At 35.0% G+C, this 15,590-nt stretch carries 11 protein-coding genes; 9 read left to right on the plus strand and 2 right to left on the minus strand.

The features are described from left to right. Positions 1 to 138 precede the first annotated feature (138 nt). From FND99_RS00495 to FND99_RS00535, 9 genes are all read left to right on the plus strand, one after another. Positions 139 to 474, plus strand: coding sequence for a hypothetical protein (locus FND99_RS00495; RefSeq protein ID WP_246074141.1), 336 nt, complete (start codon positions 139 to 141; stop codon positions 472 to 474). A gap of 105 nt (positions 475 to 579) precedes the next feature. Next, positions 580 to 2,235, plus strand: coding sequence for a peptidase domain-containing ABC transporter (locus FND99_RS00500; RefSeq protein ID WP_144336044.1), 1,656 nt, complete (start codon positions 580 to 582; stop codon positions 2,233 to 2,235). A 2-nt stretch (positions 2,236 to 2,237) separates the two neighbouring features. After that, positions 2,238 to 3,593, plus strand: coding sequence for an HlyD family secretion protein (locus FND99_RS00505; protein ID WP_144336045.1), 1,356 nt, complete (start codon positions 2,238 to 2,240; stop codon positions 3,591 to 3,593). Continuing rightward, complete coding sequence (locus FND99_RS00510; RefSeq protein WP_144336046.1) at positions 3,574 to 4,992, plus strand: TolC family protein; 1,419 nt, start codon at positions 3,574 to 3,576, stop codon at positions 4,990 to 4,992. The genes FND99_RS00505 and FND99_RS00510 overlap by 20 nt, the downstream gene beginning before the upstream one ends. A 758-nt stretch (positions 4,993 to 5,750) precedes the next feature. Beyond that, the gene (locus tag FND99_RS00515) at positions 5,751 to 7,736 is read left to right on the plus strand and encodes a GAF domain-containing hybrid sensor histidine kinase/response regulator (protein WP_144336047.1); all 1,986 of its coding nucleotides are present in this window, start codon (positions 5,751 to 5,753) and stop codon (positions 7,734 to 7,736) included. 73 nt (positions 7,737 to 7,809) lie between these two features. Beyond that, positions 7,810 to 8,175 carry a response regulator transcription factor gene (locus FND99_RS00520; RefSeq protein ID WP_144336048.1) on the plus strand — a complete coding sequence of 122 codons (366 nt, stop codon included), beginning with the start codon at positions 7,810 to 7,812 and terminating at the stop codon, positions 8,173 to 8,175. After that, positions 8,175 to 9,389: a YaiO family outer membrane beta-barrel protein gene (locus FND99_RS00525; protein ID WP_144336049.1), complete on the plus strand. Its 1,215-nt coding sequence runs from the start codon at positions 8,175 to 8,177 to the stop codon at positions 9,387 to 9,389. Before FND99_RS00520 ends, FND99_RS00525 begins: the two co-directional genes overlap by 1 nt. A 1-nt stretch (position 9,390) precedes the next feature. Continuing rightward, a complete protein-coding gene (locus FND99_RS00530) occupies positions 9,391 to 10,212 on the plus strand; it encodes a hypothetical protein (protein WP_144336050.1) in 822 nt (273 codons plus the stop codon). A gap of 11 nt (positions 10,213 to 10,223) precedes the next feature. Next, positions 10,224 to 11,657: a glycosyltransferase family 2 protein gene (locus FND99_RS00535; RefSeq protein ID WP_144336051.1), complete on the plus strand. Its 1,434-nt coding sequence runs from the start codon at positions 10,224 to 10,226 to the stop codon at positions 11,655 to 11,657. Between the two features lie 286 nt (positions 11,658 to 11,943). Here the strand turns inward: FND99_RS00535 and FND99_RS00540 are convergent, their stop codons facing one another. Together FND99_RS00540 and FND99_RS00545 are read right to left on the minus strand one after the other, a co-directional pair. Beyond that, on the minus strand, positions 11,944 to 13,887 hold the full coding sequence (locus FND99_RS00540) for a glycoside hydrolase family 97 protein (RefSeq protein ID WP_144336052.1): 1,944 nt from the start codon (positions 13,885 to 13,887) through the stop codon (positions 11,944 to 11,946). Positions 13,888 to 14,361: 474 nt separating this feature from the next. Further along, a complete protein-coding gene (locus tag FND99_RS00545; protein WP_144336053.1) occupies positions 14,362 to 15,585 on the minus strand; it encodes a sensor histidine kinase in 1,224 nt (407 codons plus the stop codon). Positions 15,586 to 15,590: the final 5 nt, after the last annotated feature.

The following is a 15,590-nucleotide window of genomic DNA, read 5'->3' on the forward strand; positions in this document are numbered from 1 at the left end:
ATTCTAATGTTATTTTAATGTAGCACCAAAAATTTCGTCCTAACTTGCGCCCTAATAAATAGCAGAAAAATGTTGAGTAAAATTAAAAATAGTATTCTTTGCAAATGCGTTCACGCGTTGCTGATCGGCTATTTTTTAATGAATAGTGCAAACATTTCTGGAACACTTTCAAGAATCATAAACAACAATACAGAACAGTATTCTGTAAAAGGAATGACTTGCAATTTTTTGAAGAAAATATTCAAATGTGACAGAATTTCTGGGGAATTAGACGATTACGAAACCAAAGAAAACAAATCAACAAAACTAGGAAAAGGAATGCCTTTGTTTGAATATATTATTCCTTTTGATGCTGCAATTTCAAGCCTTTATTTTCAGGTAGATGCTAAGGGTAAAAAGTATCTAAATAATCCTATTTCTTCACTTGGATTTCACGGCAAAATTCATTTGCGCCCTCCACAAAATATTTCATAGACAGCATTTTTCTTTTTCTGAAGAAAATCACATACTAAAATCTATAGTATAGGTTTTTTCGTATGTAAACAATTATCTGTTAATGTAATATTTATAAATCATTTCATGACACCTTTAAAACGTTTTTACAATTTGCTCACGCTGGACAAGCGCGATGTCTATCAAATTATATTTTATGCGGCATTTGCCGGTTTAGTAAATCTTTCGCTTCCTTTAGGAATTCAAGCCATTATCAATTTTATTCAAAGCGGACAATTGAGTGTTTCTTGGATTGTATTGGTAATTCTGGTAACAATTGGAGTTGGTTTTGGTGGGGTTCTTACCATTTTGCAACTAAGAATTGTTGAGAATCTCCAACAGCGAATTTTTGTGCGTTCTTCGTTTGAATTCGCCTACAGAATGCCTTTAATCAAATTCAAAGAAATGTATTCAGAATACGCGCCCGAAAAAGCAAACCGTTTTTTCGATACGCTTATGGTTCAAAAAGGAACTGCAAAACTGCTTCTTGATTTTTGTACTGCTTTCTTGCAAGTAGGACTCGGAATCATATTATTAGTCTTGTATCATTCCTTTTTTATGGTAATTGGGCTTTTGTTCATGGTCATTTTATACATCATTTTTAAATTCTCCTATAAAGATGGTTTGGAAACGAGTCTTAACGAATCAAAATTCAAATATAAAGTAGCAGCTTGGCTTCAGGAAATAGCGCGAAATCGCGAAAGCTTTCGCAAAAAAAGCGGTTTTGAATATGCCTTGAAACGCAATGACGGCTATGTGACAAAATATGTTGATTACCGAGAAAAACACTTTCAGGTAATGAAAAAACAATACATTCAGCTTACTGTTTTTAAAGTAATTGTTACAGCTGCCTTATTGTCGATTGGTGGTTTTCTGGTAATTCACCATCAAATGAACATTGGGCAGTTTGTGGCAGCTGAGATTGTTATCGTTTTGCTAATCAATTCGGTAGAGAAAATCATTTTCGGATTAGAATCTTTTTATGATGTTTTGACTTCTGTAGAAAAAATTGGTCAAGTTACCGATATGGAAACGTCTTGTATTCCAGAAAAGTCTGCAATAAGTGAGGCCGGAATTACTATTGAAACCGAAAGTGTTGCCTACAATTATCCGGAACACAACAAAAAATCGCTTAAAAATATTAATCTGAAAATTAATCAAGGCGAAAAAATAATATTGCGAGGAACAAACGGTGCTGGAAAAAGTACATTGCTTCGAATGCTTGCTGGATTATTAGAACCAGAAAGCGGCGAAATGTATGTAACCGACAGTTTCATGAATCGTCTTGATGAAGACAGCTACAGAGCGCAGGCAGGAACTTATTTGCAAGGCGATACTCTTTTTGCAGGAACAATTCGAGAGAATATTCTTTTTGGAAATGAAGCACTTAACAACGACGATTTAAAATGGGCTTTAGACAGCGTGGGTCTTACGCCAGATATTAAAACGTTCCCAAATGGTCTAGATCATCAGGTTCATCCGGGCGGACATGAACTTTCGGCTTCTGATATTCAGAAGATTTTGCTAGCAAGAAGTATCGTTCATAAACCGAATATTTTATTTCTTGAAGATCCTGTTGATAAAATGGACGAACTGACTTCTGGAAAAATTGTTGATTTTCTACTTTCTGATGAAAATGACTGGACGGTAATCGTAACTTCTAAAAATGATATTTGGAAGAATAAATGCGGTCGTATGATCACCATCGACGACGGGAAAATTATTAACGACCTAAAGCTATAATCATGCTCAATATATCTAAAGATAATAACATACTTATAACTCCGGGAAAATACACGTCGATTACAAATGTGGCCCGAAGACCTCATTATAAATTTTTAAATAAAGTCATCATCGGATTTTTAGTGTTTGCTGTTGGATGCCTTTTTCTGCCATGGACGCAAAATATTTCTGGAAGCGGTGCTGTTACGACATTAAAACCGGACCAAAGACCACAAACTGTTCATAACGCCATTGCCGGAAGAATAGAAAAATGGTACGTGCAAGAAGGTGATTATGTCAAAAAAGGCGATACAATTGTTTTTATTTCTGAAGTAAAAGAGGATTATTTAGATCCAAATCTTGTTGGGAATACAAAACAACAAGTCGATGCTAAAAAAATGGCCGTCGAATCGTATGGCGACAAAGTAAATTCGCTTGAAGTTCAAGCAAAATCGCTTTCTACAGAAAGAGAATTAAAATTACAACAGGCGCAGAATAAAATAAGACAGTCACAGCTTAAAATCAAAAGTGACAGCATGGATTTAGAAGCTGTAAAAACGCAGTTGCGAATCGCTAAAACACAATTTGATCGTTCGACGGCTTTAAACAAAGAGGGCTTAAAACCAATGACTGATGTGGAGCAGAAAAGATTAAAACTTCAGGAATCTGAAGCATATATCATTACACAGCAAAACAAGCTTTTAAGCAGCAAAAACGAATTGATTAATGCAAAAGTAGAAATCAACCGAATCATCGCCGAATATTCAGAGAAGATTTCGAAATCAAACAGCGATAAATTCACCGCTTTGAGTACGCAATATGATACAGAAGCTCAGGTAAACAAGCTTCAAAATCAGTATGTAAATTACAGTCTGAGAAACGGTTTGTACTACATTACAGCACCACAAAGCGGATACGTAAACCGTGCTTTGTTGGCAGGTCTTGGAGAAACAATTAAAGAAGGAACTCCAATTGTGAGCATCATGCCGTCAAGTTATGACATTGCAGTTGAAACTTATGTTGATCCAATCGATCTTCCATTAGTGCATCGCGGTGCAAAAGTCCGCGTTTGGTTTGACGGTTGGCCCCGAATCGTATTTTCTGGATGGCCAGGATTATCTTATGGAACTTATGGTGGAAGAATCGTGGCAATCGAAAATTTCATTAGCTCCAATGGAAAATACCGAGTACTGATTTCGCCTGACGGAGAAGACAACAAATGGCCAAAAGAATTAAGTATTGGAGCAGGAGCACAGAGTATTGCTTTATTAGAAACCGTTTCTGTATGGTATGAAATATGGCGAAACCTGAATGGTTTTCCGCCAAATTATTATAAGGCAGATGAAAAAGAAGCAAAAAATGGAAAGGACAAAAAATAAATTGAAAAATGTTGTAATACTGTTTTCTTTCTTGTTTTTATTCGGGTTTTCGGTTTCGTACAGTCAGGATTTTCATAAAGAAGAATTGAGTTACAGCGAGTTTTTAGGATATGTAAAAAAGTATCATCCGTTGGTAAAACAAGCGAATCTTGAAATCAGCAATGCACAAGCTGCGCTGATGGTGGCGCGAGGCGGATTTGATCCAAAAATTGAAGTTGATTACAGTAAAAAAGAGTTTAAGGGAACCGAATATTATTCGCTTTTAAACAGCAGTTTTAAAATCCCGACTTGGTACGGAATCGAAATAAAAGCGGGTTTTGATGATACGGATGGACAATATTACAATCCGCAGAACAAAACTCCTGATGCAGGTTTGACTTCACTTGGCGTAAGCGTTGCTCTTGGACAAGGAATGTTTATTAATCAGCGAATGGCGGATGTTAGAGAAGGAAAATTGCAATTGAAATTAAGTGATGCACAACGAAAACTGAAAGCAATCGAGGTTTTATACAAAGCCAGCGAAGCGTATTTTGAATGGAGAAAAAGCTATAACGAAGCTGCACTTTATAATCGATATTTAGGTTTTGCAAGTACACGTTTTGCCGGTGTAAAAAAACTGATCGAATTGGGCGACGCTCCAGCAATTGACAGCGTGGAAGCTGGAATTACAGTCAGAAACAGACAGCTGAATGTTGAAAATGGAAATTTGAAATTGGCTAAAGCCAAATTGTATCTGTCCAATTATTTATGGATTGAGAATGTTCCGGTGGAATTAGACGAAATGGTAAAACCGGAAGAAAATCTGATTCAGACATTGGAACTAACTTTAAAAACAGATGCTATGATGGTCAATGTTGAAAGTTTAGAATCGCATCCAAAACTTCAAGCTTTGGAAACAAAAATGGATATGCTGGAAATAAACAGAAAATTGAAGGCAAATTCCTTGCTTCCTAAGTTGAATGTGGGTTACAATTATATTTCAGAACCTTCGTATTTCAGTTCTTTCAATGCTGATGATTATAAGTTTAACGTCGATTTCAGCATTCCGATTTTCTTGAGAAAAGAAAGAGGAAGCTTGAAAATAGCAAAATTTAAAATCCAGGATATAAAGTTTGATATTGAACAGCAAAAATTGGAACTTAAAAACAAAATTAAAGCACAACAGACAGAAATTGCGTCCTTGAAAAAGCAAAAAAATGTCATTGATAATTTGGTAAAAGATTATTTGACCATGCTGACATCAGAGGAAAAACTGTTTTCATTTGGCGAAAGCTCGATTTTCTTGATTAATTCCAGAGAAAATAATTTGGTTAGTGCAAAACTGTCACAAATCAGCATCGAAAATCAATTCTATATTTCAAATGCTGAATTGTATAAAATACTGGCGAATCCAGATTAAAAAAGTTTTTTTTGGTTGCTTAGTTGTTTGGTTATATTGAGGAAACAGCAGTAATTTATTTACTGCTGTTTTTGTTTTTTTATCCGTTGCGTGAAATTTAAACACATAGAAACATAGTTGCAGAATGCTTAAAAAAGGCGTTTCACTTCATCACAACAAACATAGTTGTCTATGTGTGAGAAACTTGTTTCTTTCCCAACTCTTTTTTTTTTAGATAAAGAAATGCTATGTTTCTATGTGTTTAAATTAATTTTTCACTTTTGAGAATGGCATACGGATCACACCGATTAAACGGATTTTATATAATATCAGTGAAAACCCGATTAACCCGCGTCATCTGTGTGCTTTATTCCGCTTAAGCCAATTTAAACACATAGAAACATAGTTCTGGAACGCTTAAAAAAGGTGTTTCACTTCATCATAACAAACATAGGTTTATTTGTTTCTCGCAGATTAGGCAGATGAGCAGATTTTTTATTTTTTATATCTCTTTTTTTTAAAGTTTCGTCTATGTGTTAGAAACTAGTTTCTTTCCCAACTCTTTTTTTTTTAGATAAAGAAATGCTATGTTTCTATGTGTTTAAATTAATTTAACCTTTGCCTATGTCACACAAATGGCACGGATGAAACGGATTCTATATAATATCAGTGAAAACCCGATTAACCCGCGTCATCAGTGTGCTTTATTATGCTTAAGCTAGAATTTATGCGGAATTTTGATCGAAATACAGTAACTTTATAGCCCTTACCATTAAGAAATGAGCATAGAAAACCCAGTTCCAGACAACGAATTTGAACGTTTAGCAGCCTTAAAACGTTATAACATATTAGACACACTTCCAGATCATGCTTTTGATGATGCAACAAAACTTGTTTCGTACATATGTGGTGTTCCAATTGCACATATTTCGTTTATTGACGAAAGCAGGCAATGGTTTAAATCTGAAATAGGAATAGGAGTTTCAGAAGTGCCGCGCGAAATCAGTTTTTGTAAATACACCATATTGGAATCAGAAATGGTCGAGATAAACGACACATTTTTGAATGAACGTTTAAAAGATGATCCAAATGTTACTGGCGGTTTCAAAGTACGATTTTACGCTGGAGTACCACTGACAACCCCAGACGGATTCAATATTGGAACTATCTGTGCGATAGACCACGTAACGAAAACACTTGATGAAAATCAGCGAAATGCGCTTTCGATTATTGCAAAGCACGTTATCAATCAATTAGAAATTCAGACAAAAAATATTGAGTTGGCAGCTCAGAAAAAAATCGCCGAAAGAGCCGTTTTTGCCAAAGACAGTTTTTTGGCCAATATGAGTCATGAAATCAGAACGCCATTAAATGCCATTATTGGTTTTACAGATCTTTTGGCACAAACTGAACTCGACGAAACACAACGCGATTATATTGACAGCGTGCAGATTGCGGGCGAAAACTTGCTTTTGATTGTCAACGATATTCTGGATTTGTCAAAAATCGAATCGGGAAATTTAGCTATTGATTCGGAGCCTTTTAATTTAAAAAAGACATTGAAACATGTTTATAATTTATTAAAAGTAAAAGTTCCGAAAGAGGTAGAATTTAATCTCTTTCTGGATGCAGATATGCCTGAAACTGTTGTAGGCGACCAAGTGCGATTAAATCAGATTTTGGTCAACTTGATAGGCAACGCATTGAAGTTCACGCACGATGGCGAAGTTACCGTTTCTGTCAAAAAAGTAGAGGAAACAGAGGATCATTATTCACTTCGATTTTCTGTAAAAGATACCGGAATTGGTATTCCGGAAGACAAACTCAAAACTATTTTTGAACGTTTTACACAAGCCGAAGAAAGTACAACTCGAAGATTTGGCGGCACCGGACTCGGATTAAATATCGTAAAACAGCTAGTTGAATTGCAAAATGCTCAAATTCAAGTAAAAAGCAAAGAGGGAAGAGGTTCAGAATTTTTCTTTATTTTAAATTATAAAAAAGCTTCGGCAATAGTTGCGCCTGTAAAACCTTTGTCAAAAAATGAACTTGGCAATCTAAAGATATTGCTTTGCGAAGACAATATTTTGAACCAAAAGTTAGTGCGAAGCGTAATTCAAAATTTTGGATTTGAATTGGATATTGCTGAAAATGGGGAAGAAGGAATTGAACTTTTATCTCAAAATAAATATGATTTGATTCTGATGGATTTGCAGATGCCAGTCAAAGATGGTTATCAGACAACGGAATATATCAGAAACGAAATGAATTTGAATATCCCAATTATTGCAATGACAGCACATTCGCTTGTTGGTGAGCAGGAACGCTGTTATAAAGTTGGGATGAACGCTTATGTGCCAAAACCGTTTAAACAGGCCGTACTTTTAAAAACAATAAAAACGGTAATGAGCCAAGATTTGGAACAGGAAAAAAAGCGAATTATTGATTTTTCTATTTTGGACGAAATGGCTTGCGATGATCCAAATTTCAGGAAAGAAATGATCAATCTGTTTATAGAAAAAATTCCGGCTCAAACAGAGCAATTGGCAGAAGCATTCAAAAACAACGAACACGATACGGTAAAAAAAATGGCGCATAACATGAAATCAAGTTTGGATATTTTCATGCTGAGCGATTTGACGAATTGTTTGTCGATTATTGAAGATGAAGCTGCAAGAGGTGAATTTACATCTGAAACGCCCGATAAGCTAAATATTTTAAAATGTGGGATCGAGGAGACCGTTAAAATCTTAAAGGAACTTTGATAAAAAAGAAATAAGCCTTAGCTTTACATATACGCCTATATAAATCGAATTTTGCCTCCAAATACAAGTACCAATGAGAATAGTTTTAGCCGAAGATAATGATATCCTACGCAAATCATTGTCTTTTTTTCTAGAGTCTAAAGGATTTACTGTTGACCAGTTTTCTGACGGAAAAGATGCGCTTGAAGCCATCGAAAAAAATAATTACGACCTAGTTTTAACCGATATAAATATGCCCGGCATCAGCGGAATGGAAATTACGCAACATGTCAGGGAAACCATCAATTCTGATGTTCCTATCATTATACTTACTTCTTCCGGCGTTGAGCAGACAGAGCTGGATTCTTTTGACATTGGTGCAAATGAATTTATTGCAAAACCAATAAGTCCCGCTGTTCTTTTAGTCCGAATTAATAAGCTGTTAAAAATCAAAGCTTAATGAAGTATTTATATTATTCAATTCTGATGCTTTTTGTTTCCGCCATTTCTTTTGGACAGGAAATAAATATTGACGCCGTTATGGCTCAAGCAAGGCAAGAAACCGAAAAAGGCAATTTTGATAAAGCTTTATCATTAATTGAGCCTTTGCGCGCAAAATTCCCTGAAAACGAAGATATTCAAGTTTTTGAAGGCCGAATTTACAGTTGGAAAAAAGAGTATCCCACGTCTATAAAAGTTTTATCGCCATTAGTCGATAAAACAAAGCCAAATCCGGATGCGCTTTTGGCAATTATCAATACGTATTTTTGGTCGGAACAATATGAGAAATGCATTTCGTACTGCGATAAATATTTAGCAATTGATTCAAAAGCAACAGAAGTTATAAAAATAAAAGCTTCTTGTTTAGAGAAACTTAATCGCGACCAAGAAGCTTTGGAAGTTATAGAAAAAGCGTCATTGGCAGACAACAGTACACAACCTTTTAGAAGCATTAGAACGCTTATTGGCAAAAAAGCTAAAAATGCCGTTTCGGTTTCTTATCTTAATATTTCGACTTCAAATCCTGGGCAATCACCTTTTCATTATGGTTATGTCGAATATTCGCATAAATTCAGCACTTCTGCAATTGTTGGTCGAGCCAATATCGGAAATGCGTACAATGATACAGAAGCGCTTTTTGAAACCGATTTTTATCAGACTTTCAAAAATAAAAGCTACTTGTACGCAAACGCGGGAGTTTCAACAGGCCAAACGGTTTTTCCTGTCGCAAAAACGGGTTTAGAATATTATTTTGCTCCGGTTAAAAAATTTGACTTTGCATTAGGAGTGAGATTTATGCATTTTGATTCTGATGATATCACATTGCTAACAGGGCAAGTAGCTTATAATTATGGCAATTATACATTTGCGTACCGACCTTATTATGACACCGGAAATGCCTTGTTTTCGCATGTTTTGAGTGTTCAAAAAATCAATGAAGAAAAAGAAAATTTGATCCGATTTGAACTTCAATATGGAACCGTTCCTTATTTATATCTCTACAATGGTTTTACACAGCCTTTAAAAGCGTATCGAGCAGGTTTGCAATATCAGCAGCGAATTGGCGAATCGTTTTTTGTACGACCTGTTTTTCTGTATGAATACGAAGAATATTTGCCAGATGAATACAGAAACCGATTCAATGTCCAGCTAATTGTAACAAAACGCTTTTAAGATGACAAAAGTTTGGGAACTTTATGAAAAAGGCGACTGGGTCGTTCCATTTCTGATTTTTTCGATCGGCTTGTTTGTCGTGGCTTCTTTTGTGCTGTATGTGATTATCATTTGGAGCCGAAATAAAAAAATCAAAAGAGACAGACTTAAAGCAAAATACGGTTTGTTGATTGAAAAAATGATGTCCGCTGTGGTTTTTGAAAATGTTGTGTTCGCTACTATTGCGAAAGATAATGAAGCCAATTTTCTCTTTAAAAAAGCTTTTTTTAGAGAAACAGTAATGGAAACGCTTATCAATTTGCATAAAAATTACGATGGAATTTATGCGCAAAAACTAGAACAGTTTTATAAAGATTCAGGTTTGATAAACGATTCTTTCAAAAAACTGAAAAGTCTGAGATGGGAAATAAAATGCAAAGGAATTACAGAACTTTCAGAATTTAATATAAGCGAAGCATTCGAAAAAATCATCACATTTTCTAAAGCCAGAAAGAAAACATTGAAAATCACGGCCTTAAATGCCGCTATCAAACTTGCCGGAACAAAAGGCATTGTAAACCTTGCAGAACATCAAGATCCTATTGACGATTGGACGCAGGTAAATATTATCAGCGCTTTCAAAAAACATGAAATTGGCGATACAAAAGGTGTTGAGCTTTTATTGGAATCAAAAAATACGACCGTTGTTGCACTCGGACTGAAGCTTATTAAAGAACTCAAGTTGACGCAGAAAATTCCGTATGTAGAAAAGTTGGCAGATCGTGCTCCGAATACAGCAATTCAATACGAAGCGCAGAATGTAGTGAAAGCATTAACCGTTTAATTACAAGAAAAATGGATTTTTTAAACAACGAATTGACATGGTTTCTGGATTTGTATATTGTCCTGATTTTGGGCTATGCGATCTTGATCATGTCTTCGTATCTAATATTGGCCTATCTTTCTTCAAAAGCGCTTACAAGTTATCTCAAAAAAAATAGTTTTGTTGATTATGATGTGCTTCTTGCCAGTGAATTTGCTCCTAAACTTTCCTTGATCGCTCCGGCTTATAATGAAGGTTTTACCATTGAAGAAAATGTAAAATCGTTGCTTTCTTTGAATTACAATAATTATGAAGTTATTGTTGTAATTGATGGAAGCAAGGATAACTCAATGGAAATCCTGATTAAAAAATACGATCTTGTTTTGACGGAACTTGATTTTCATGAACAGATCGAAACCAAGAAATTAAAAGGAATTTATACCTCTAGAAACGCTGCTTTCAAAAAATTAATTGTTGCCGACAAGGAAAATGGAGGCAAAGCCGATGCTTTGAATGTCGGTCTGAATATTGCGCAAAATCCGTATGTGGTTTGTATTGATGTAGATTGTATTCTTGATAAAGATTCTCTTTTAAAACTGGCAAAACCATTTTTAGAATCGCATGGAAAACGAATAATTGCGACTGGAGGTGTGGTGAGAATTGCCAATCAGTGTGTTATTAAAAACGGACGTTTGGTCGAAGTCAATATTCCGGATAATATGATTGCAAGAATTCAGGTTTTGGAATATTTGCGTGCATTTTTGTTAGGAAGAATGGCGTGGGGGAGACTTGACGGACTTTTGCTCATTAGTGGTGCGTTTGGTGCTTTTGATAAAGAAATTGCACTGCTTGCCGGCGGTTACAGCACAAAAACGGTAGGCGAGGACATGGAACTTGTTGTGCGAATGCGCCGTTATATGCTAAAAAACAAACTGCCATATTCCGTAAGTTATATTCCGGATCCGCTTTGTTGGACAGAAGCGCCAGAAGATTTCAAAATTTTCAAAAAACAAAGAAGCCGTTGGATGAGAGGAACGATAGAAACACTGAGTTTTTATAAAGGAATGTTTCTTAACCCTAAATATAAATTGTTGGGAATGTTGAGTATTCCGTATTGGACGCTGTTTGAATTTCTAGCGCCAGGAATTGAATTTATCGGACTTGTAATTACGCTTGTATTTATAATTTTTGGTTTGCTGAACTGGCATTTTTTCCTTTTGTTGGTGCTTTTTGTATATACTTTTGCGGTTTTTTTCTCGGTTTTGGCGCTTTTCAGCGAAGAACGTACTTTTCACAAATACCCAAAACACGCCGATTTTTTCAAATTGCTTATTGCTGCCTTTATTGAACCGCTTTATTTTCACCCGTTAACGGTTTATTCGGCATTAGTGGGGTATAAAGAAAAAGTAATGGGAACCAAAGGCTGGGGCGATATGACCAGAAAAGGATTTACTAAGAAAGAATAAGTCTTGAAGTTCTTTTTTTGAGAAAGGGCTTTTAAAGATTAAGATAAGCCTTTGGGCACAATATTGTCATTTCGACGAAGGAGAAATCTCCGCAAGTAACTCCGCAACGAATGTCCAATCTTTGTCGAGCTTCTTGCGGAGATTTCTCCTTCGTCGAAATGACAAACCTTTGTGGTTTTGTATCTTAGGAAGAGATTTGTAGTCATAAAATTGTAAATCTTCCCTTAATCAATGATGATATTTCTAAGTGTTAAAATGAATTTTTGCTTAAATCAAATCGAGAAATTTAAGGCATAAATAAAACCGTTCCGCCATTTGCAGAGAGTTCCAGATTATAAGAACTATTTTCCAGTTTTCTAGTGCTGAATTTTGATTCCTGACCTTCGCCATCACTAATTATAGAAATATCTTTACCTTTCAGCATTGGTAAATTTACTGTAATATTTTTCGTTTTATTTTCACCATTAATCGCAGCAACATACCATTTTGTATTTTTTCTTCTAGCAATTACACAATATTTTCCTGGGTAGCCGTCAATAAAAAGTGTTTCATCCCAAACTGTTGGGACATTTTTTAAGTACTCAAATAAATAAGACGGTTTTTCGGTTAGGTTTTCCGGAGTTAATCCCCAATGTTGTACAGCAGAAAAGAAAACCACTGCCGTAGCCATTTCGAAAGCATCTGTTGTTTTTCTAAAATTTCCCTTGTTTGGTTCACGATTAAGGCGTTTGTTTAGAAAAACAGGTCCAAAATCCATTGAAGCCACCGCATTTCTTGTAAAAGGATAAATTGTTGCCGTTGAAGGATATCGGTCACAAAATGCTTGTTGAAAAACTAAATTTTCAGAAGCTAGAACTGCTTCACTAGTCATATAATTGGGATACATGCGTTCCCAGCCACGTGGAAGCGTAGTGCCATGAAAATTGATATTCAAACCAAATTCTGCCGCATCTGTAAGGATATCATGATAGAGTTTCATCGTTTCCTGTTTATCGCCGCCAAAGAAATCAATTTTCAAACCTTTTACCCCAATTTGCTGCAGCCATTGCATTTCTGCTCTTCTTGTTTCTTGGGTGTTCATTTTGTTTTTTGGCGTTTGCGGAGCGGTATTCCAGTTTCCATTAGAATTGTACCAAAGTAAAACGCTCACATTTTTCGTTTTGGCATAATCAACTAATTCGGCCATTTTTTCTTTTCCAATATTTACATCCCAAAGTGCATCAATTAAAATATATTCACATTTCATGTCAGATGCAAGATCAATAAACGTTTTTTGATCTTTATAGTTGCAACTTTCGTCCTGCCAAACAATCCAGCTCCAGCTTGCTCGGCCTGGATTGAATATTTTTGATGTTTTCACAAGCGGTTTTACCACATCTGTTGATGCCGTTGATTCGACAATTGGTTTTAGAGTTGTTCCTAATGTTATGGTTTTCCACGAAGTCTGCATTGGCAATATTCCAGATGCTGTTACGGATCCGTTATGATTGTTTTCGCCTTCTTGCGGAAAAGCAACAGTATAAATTCCGTCTGAACTTGCGTCGCTCAATCGAGTTCCCGGATAATTACCACTGATTCCAGTTTCAGAAATTAAAAGCCAGCCTTTATCTTCGACATGAAAAAGTGCCGGAAATGTATATCCTAACCCATATTGCGATTTTGTTGCTACAGGCGTTTCTCTAGTATATTCTTCTTCATAAGATGGTTTTGTTTTCTCCCAGCCACTTAGCGGAGGAGCTTGTGGTGTAATAAAAGCGGTCGATTTTAATGGAAGTTTAAAACCTGTAATTTCTTTTTCGATAATACAATTTCCAGTATTTTTTTTGCTTTTTGGAATCAGATAACTGAAAGTGATATCTGTATTCGTAATTCTGAAAATAATATGCAATGTGTCATTAGCAGCATTAGTAAAAACGCATTTTGTTTCATTGGCTTTGTAATTCACCGAACTCACTTTTGAACGCTCTAATTTGTACGATTCCTGAATTGTATTTTTTGTATTTCCAACTAATTTAAGTCCTTTTGTAAAATCTCCAACAGAACTTAATAATCCTAAAGGTGATTGGTCTAGAAATTTATTTTCTTTATAAAATACTTGGTAAAAAGCATTCCCATTTAAGACAGAAACTTCAAGTTTAATGTTTTTATCAGGACTTGATGCGATATTTTTTTGTGCGTGTAGCGAATTCGAAAAGATAAACAGAAGAAAACTAAGAAAGAAATATCTCATTTTTTGCGGTTTTTTGGTCGGTTAGTAAAGTTTGTGGTCAAAAAAACAGTAATAAGTGTAAAAATAACACTATTTTTGGAAAGAAAAATTTTGAAAAGAAAAGTATTTGTGAAGTTTCAAATATTTAGAATGGAAAAGGAGGGAAATAGAGGGATAAAAGCTTAAGACAAACTTTTTATTTTAATAAAATACATCTTTTTAGCGTATTTTTTAAATCTGTAATTGAGCTATTTACGTATATACTAGTGAGTTAGGTTTTCTTTTCGAAATTTAAAAAGATAAATATGATGATAAATTATATACCAGAAAACAGTTTACTACTAGAGATCATTTTAATATCCCTTATTTTTTTAGGATTTTCGGTCTGCTTATTTATTGTAAAAAGTAAAGTCTTAACTTTTAAGAAAGAAAAAATAACAGACGAAGAAAATGAGAAAATTGGCGATACGCCAATATCAAATTTGAGAAAATAAGTTATTGAGGAATAAAAATGTCAAAAGTTGCACCTTTCATAGGTTGCGCCGAAGCCATAATAATTCCGTTATGATTTTCCACTATTTTTTTGACAATGGCAAGCCCAATTCCGGTTCCGTCATAAATATCTCGTGTGTGCAGACGCTGAAAAACACCAAATATTTTTTCGCTGTGTTCAGGTTCAAAACCTATTCCGTTGTCCTGAAAACTAATATGGCAATACGTGTCTAGCGGCACTAATTTGTCATTATGCAAATCTTTTCCAGTCGCAATTCGGCTTTTGATTGTAATTTGAAGCGGCACTTCTTTTTGAGAAAACTTAAGCGAATTATTTATCAAATTTTCAAGCAGCTGAATAAACAAAAACGGAATAATATTGACTTTTCCATGTAAATCAGTTGTAATATTCGCATTTTTCTCCTTAATATTTTCCTTCAGCGCTTCTTTTACATTATCAACAATAATTTCTAAATCTGTATTTTCATAAATACGATCAATGATATTAGTTCGTGAAAAAGCCAAAAGATCATTAATCAATTCACGCATTCTATTTGTCGAATATAAAATTCGGTCAAATTTCAATCTTCCGTCGGGACTTAAATTCTCGTATTCTTTCGCAAGAATAATGTTCGAAAAAGTCTGAATTTTTCGCAGCGGTTCTTGAAGATCATGACTAGAAATGTGCGTAAAAGCATCAAGTTCTGTGTTTTTTCGTTTTAGTTCATTTGCATATTTTTCAATTGCAAGATATTGTGATGCCAAGTCTTCATTGGCTTTTGTAATCTTGGCGTTCAGCGCATTAGTTTCTTCTTCTTTAAGCTGCAGTTCTCGGTTCTTTTTATACAAATCAGTAAAAACCATCACTTTTGCTTTCAGAATTTCAGCAGATAAAGGCTTGATCATATAATCAACAGCACCAGACTGATAGCCTTTAAAAATATAGTCTGAAGTGCTCATATTTGCCGTCAGGAAAATAATTGGGACATGTTTGAGTTTTTCGCTTTGCCTAATCATTTCTGCAGTTTCAAATCCGTCCATAAGAGGCATCTGCACATCCATCAAGATGATAGCAAAATCCTGATTTTTCAGCAAAATTCGCAATGCATCTTTTCCGGAAGTCGCCTCGACAAACTGATAACCCAAATCAGCAAGAACAACCTGCAGCGAAAGCAGATTTTCCTTTTTATCATCCACTAATAATATTTTAACAGGAGCTTGTTCCATTTTGT

It is taken from the genome of Flavobacterium daemonense (genome assembly GCF_007341385.1).
Taxonomy (GTDB): Bacteria; Bacteroidota; Bacteroidia; order Flavobacteriales; family Flavobacteriaceae; genus Flavobacterium; species Flavobacterium daemonense.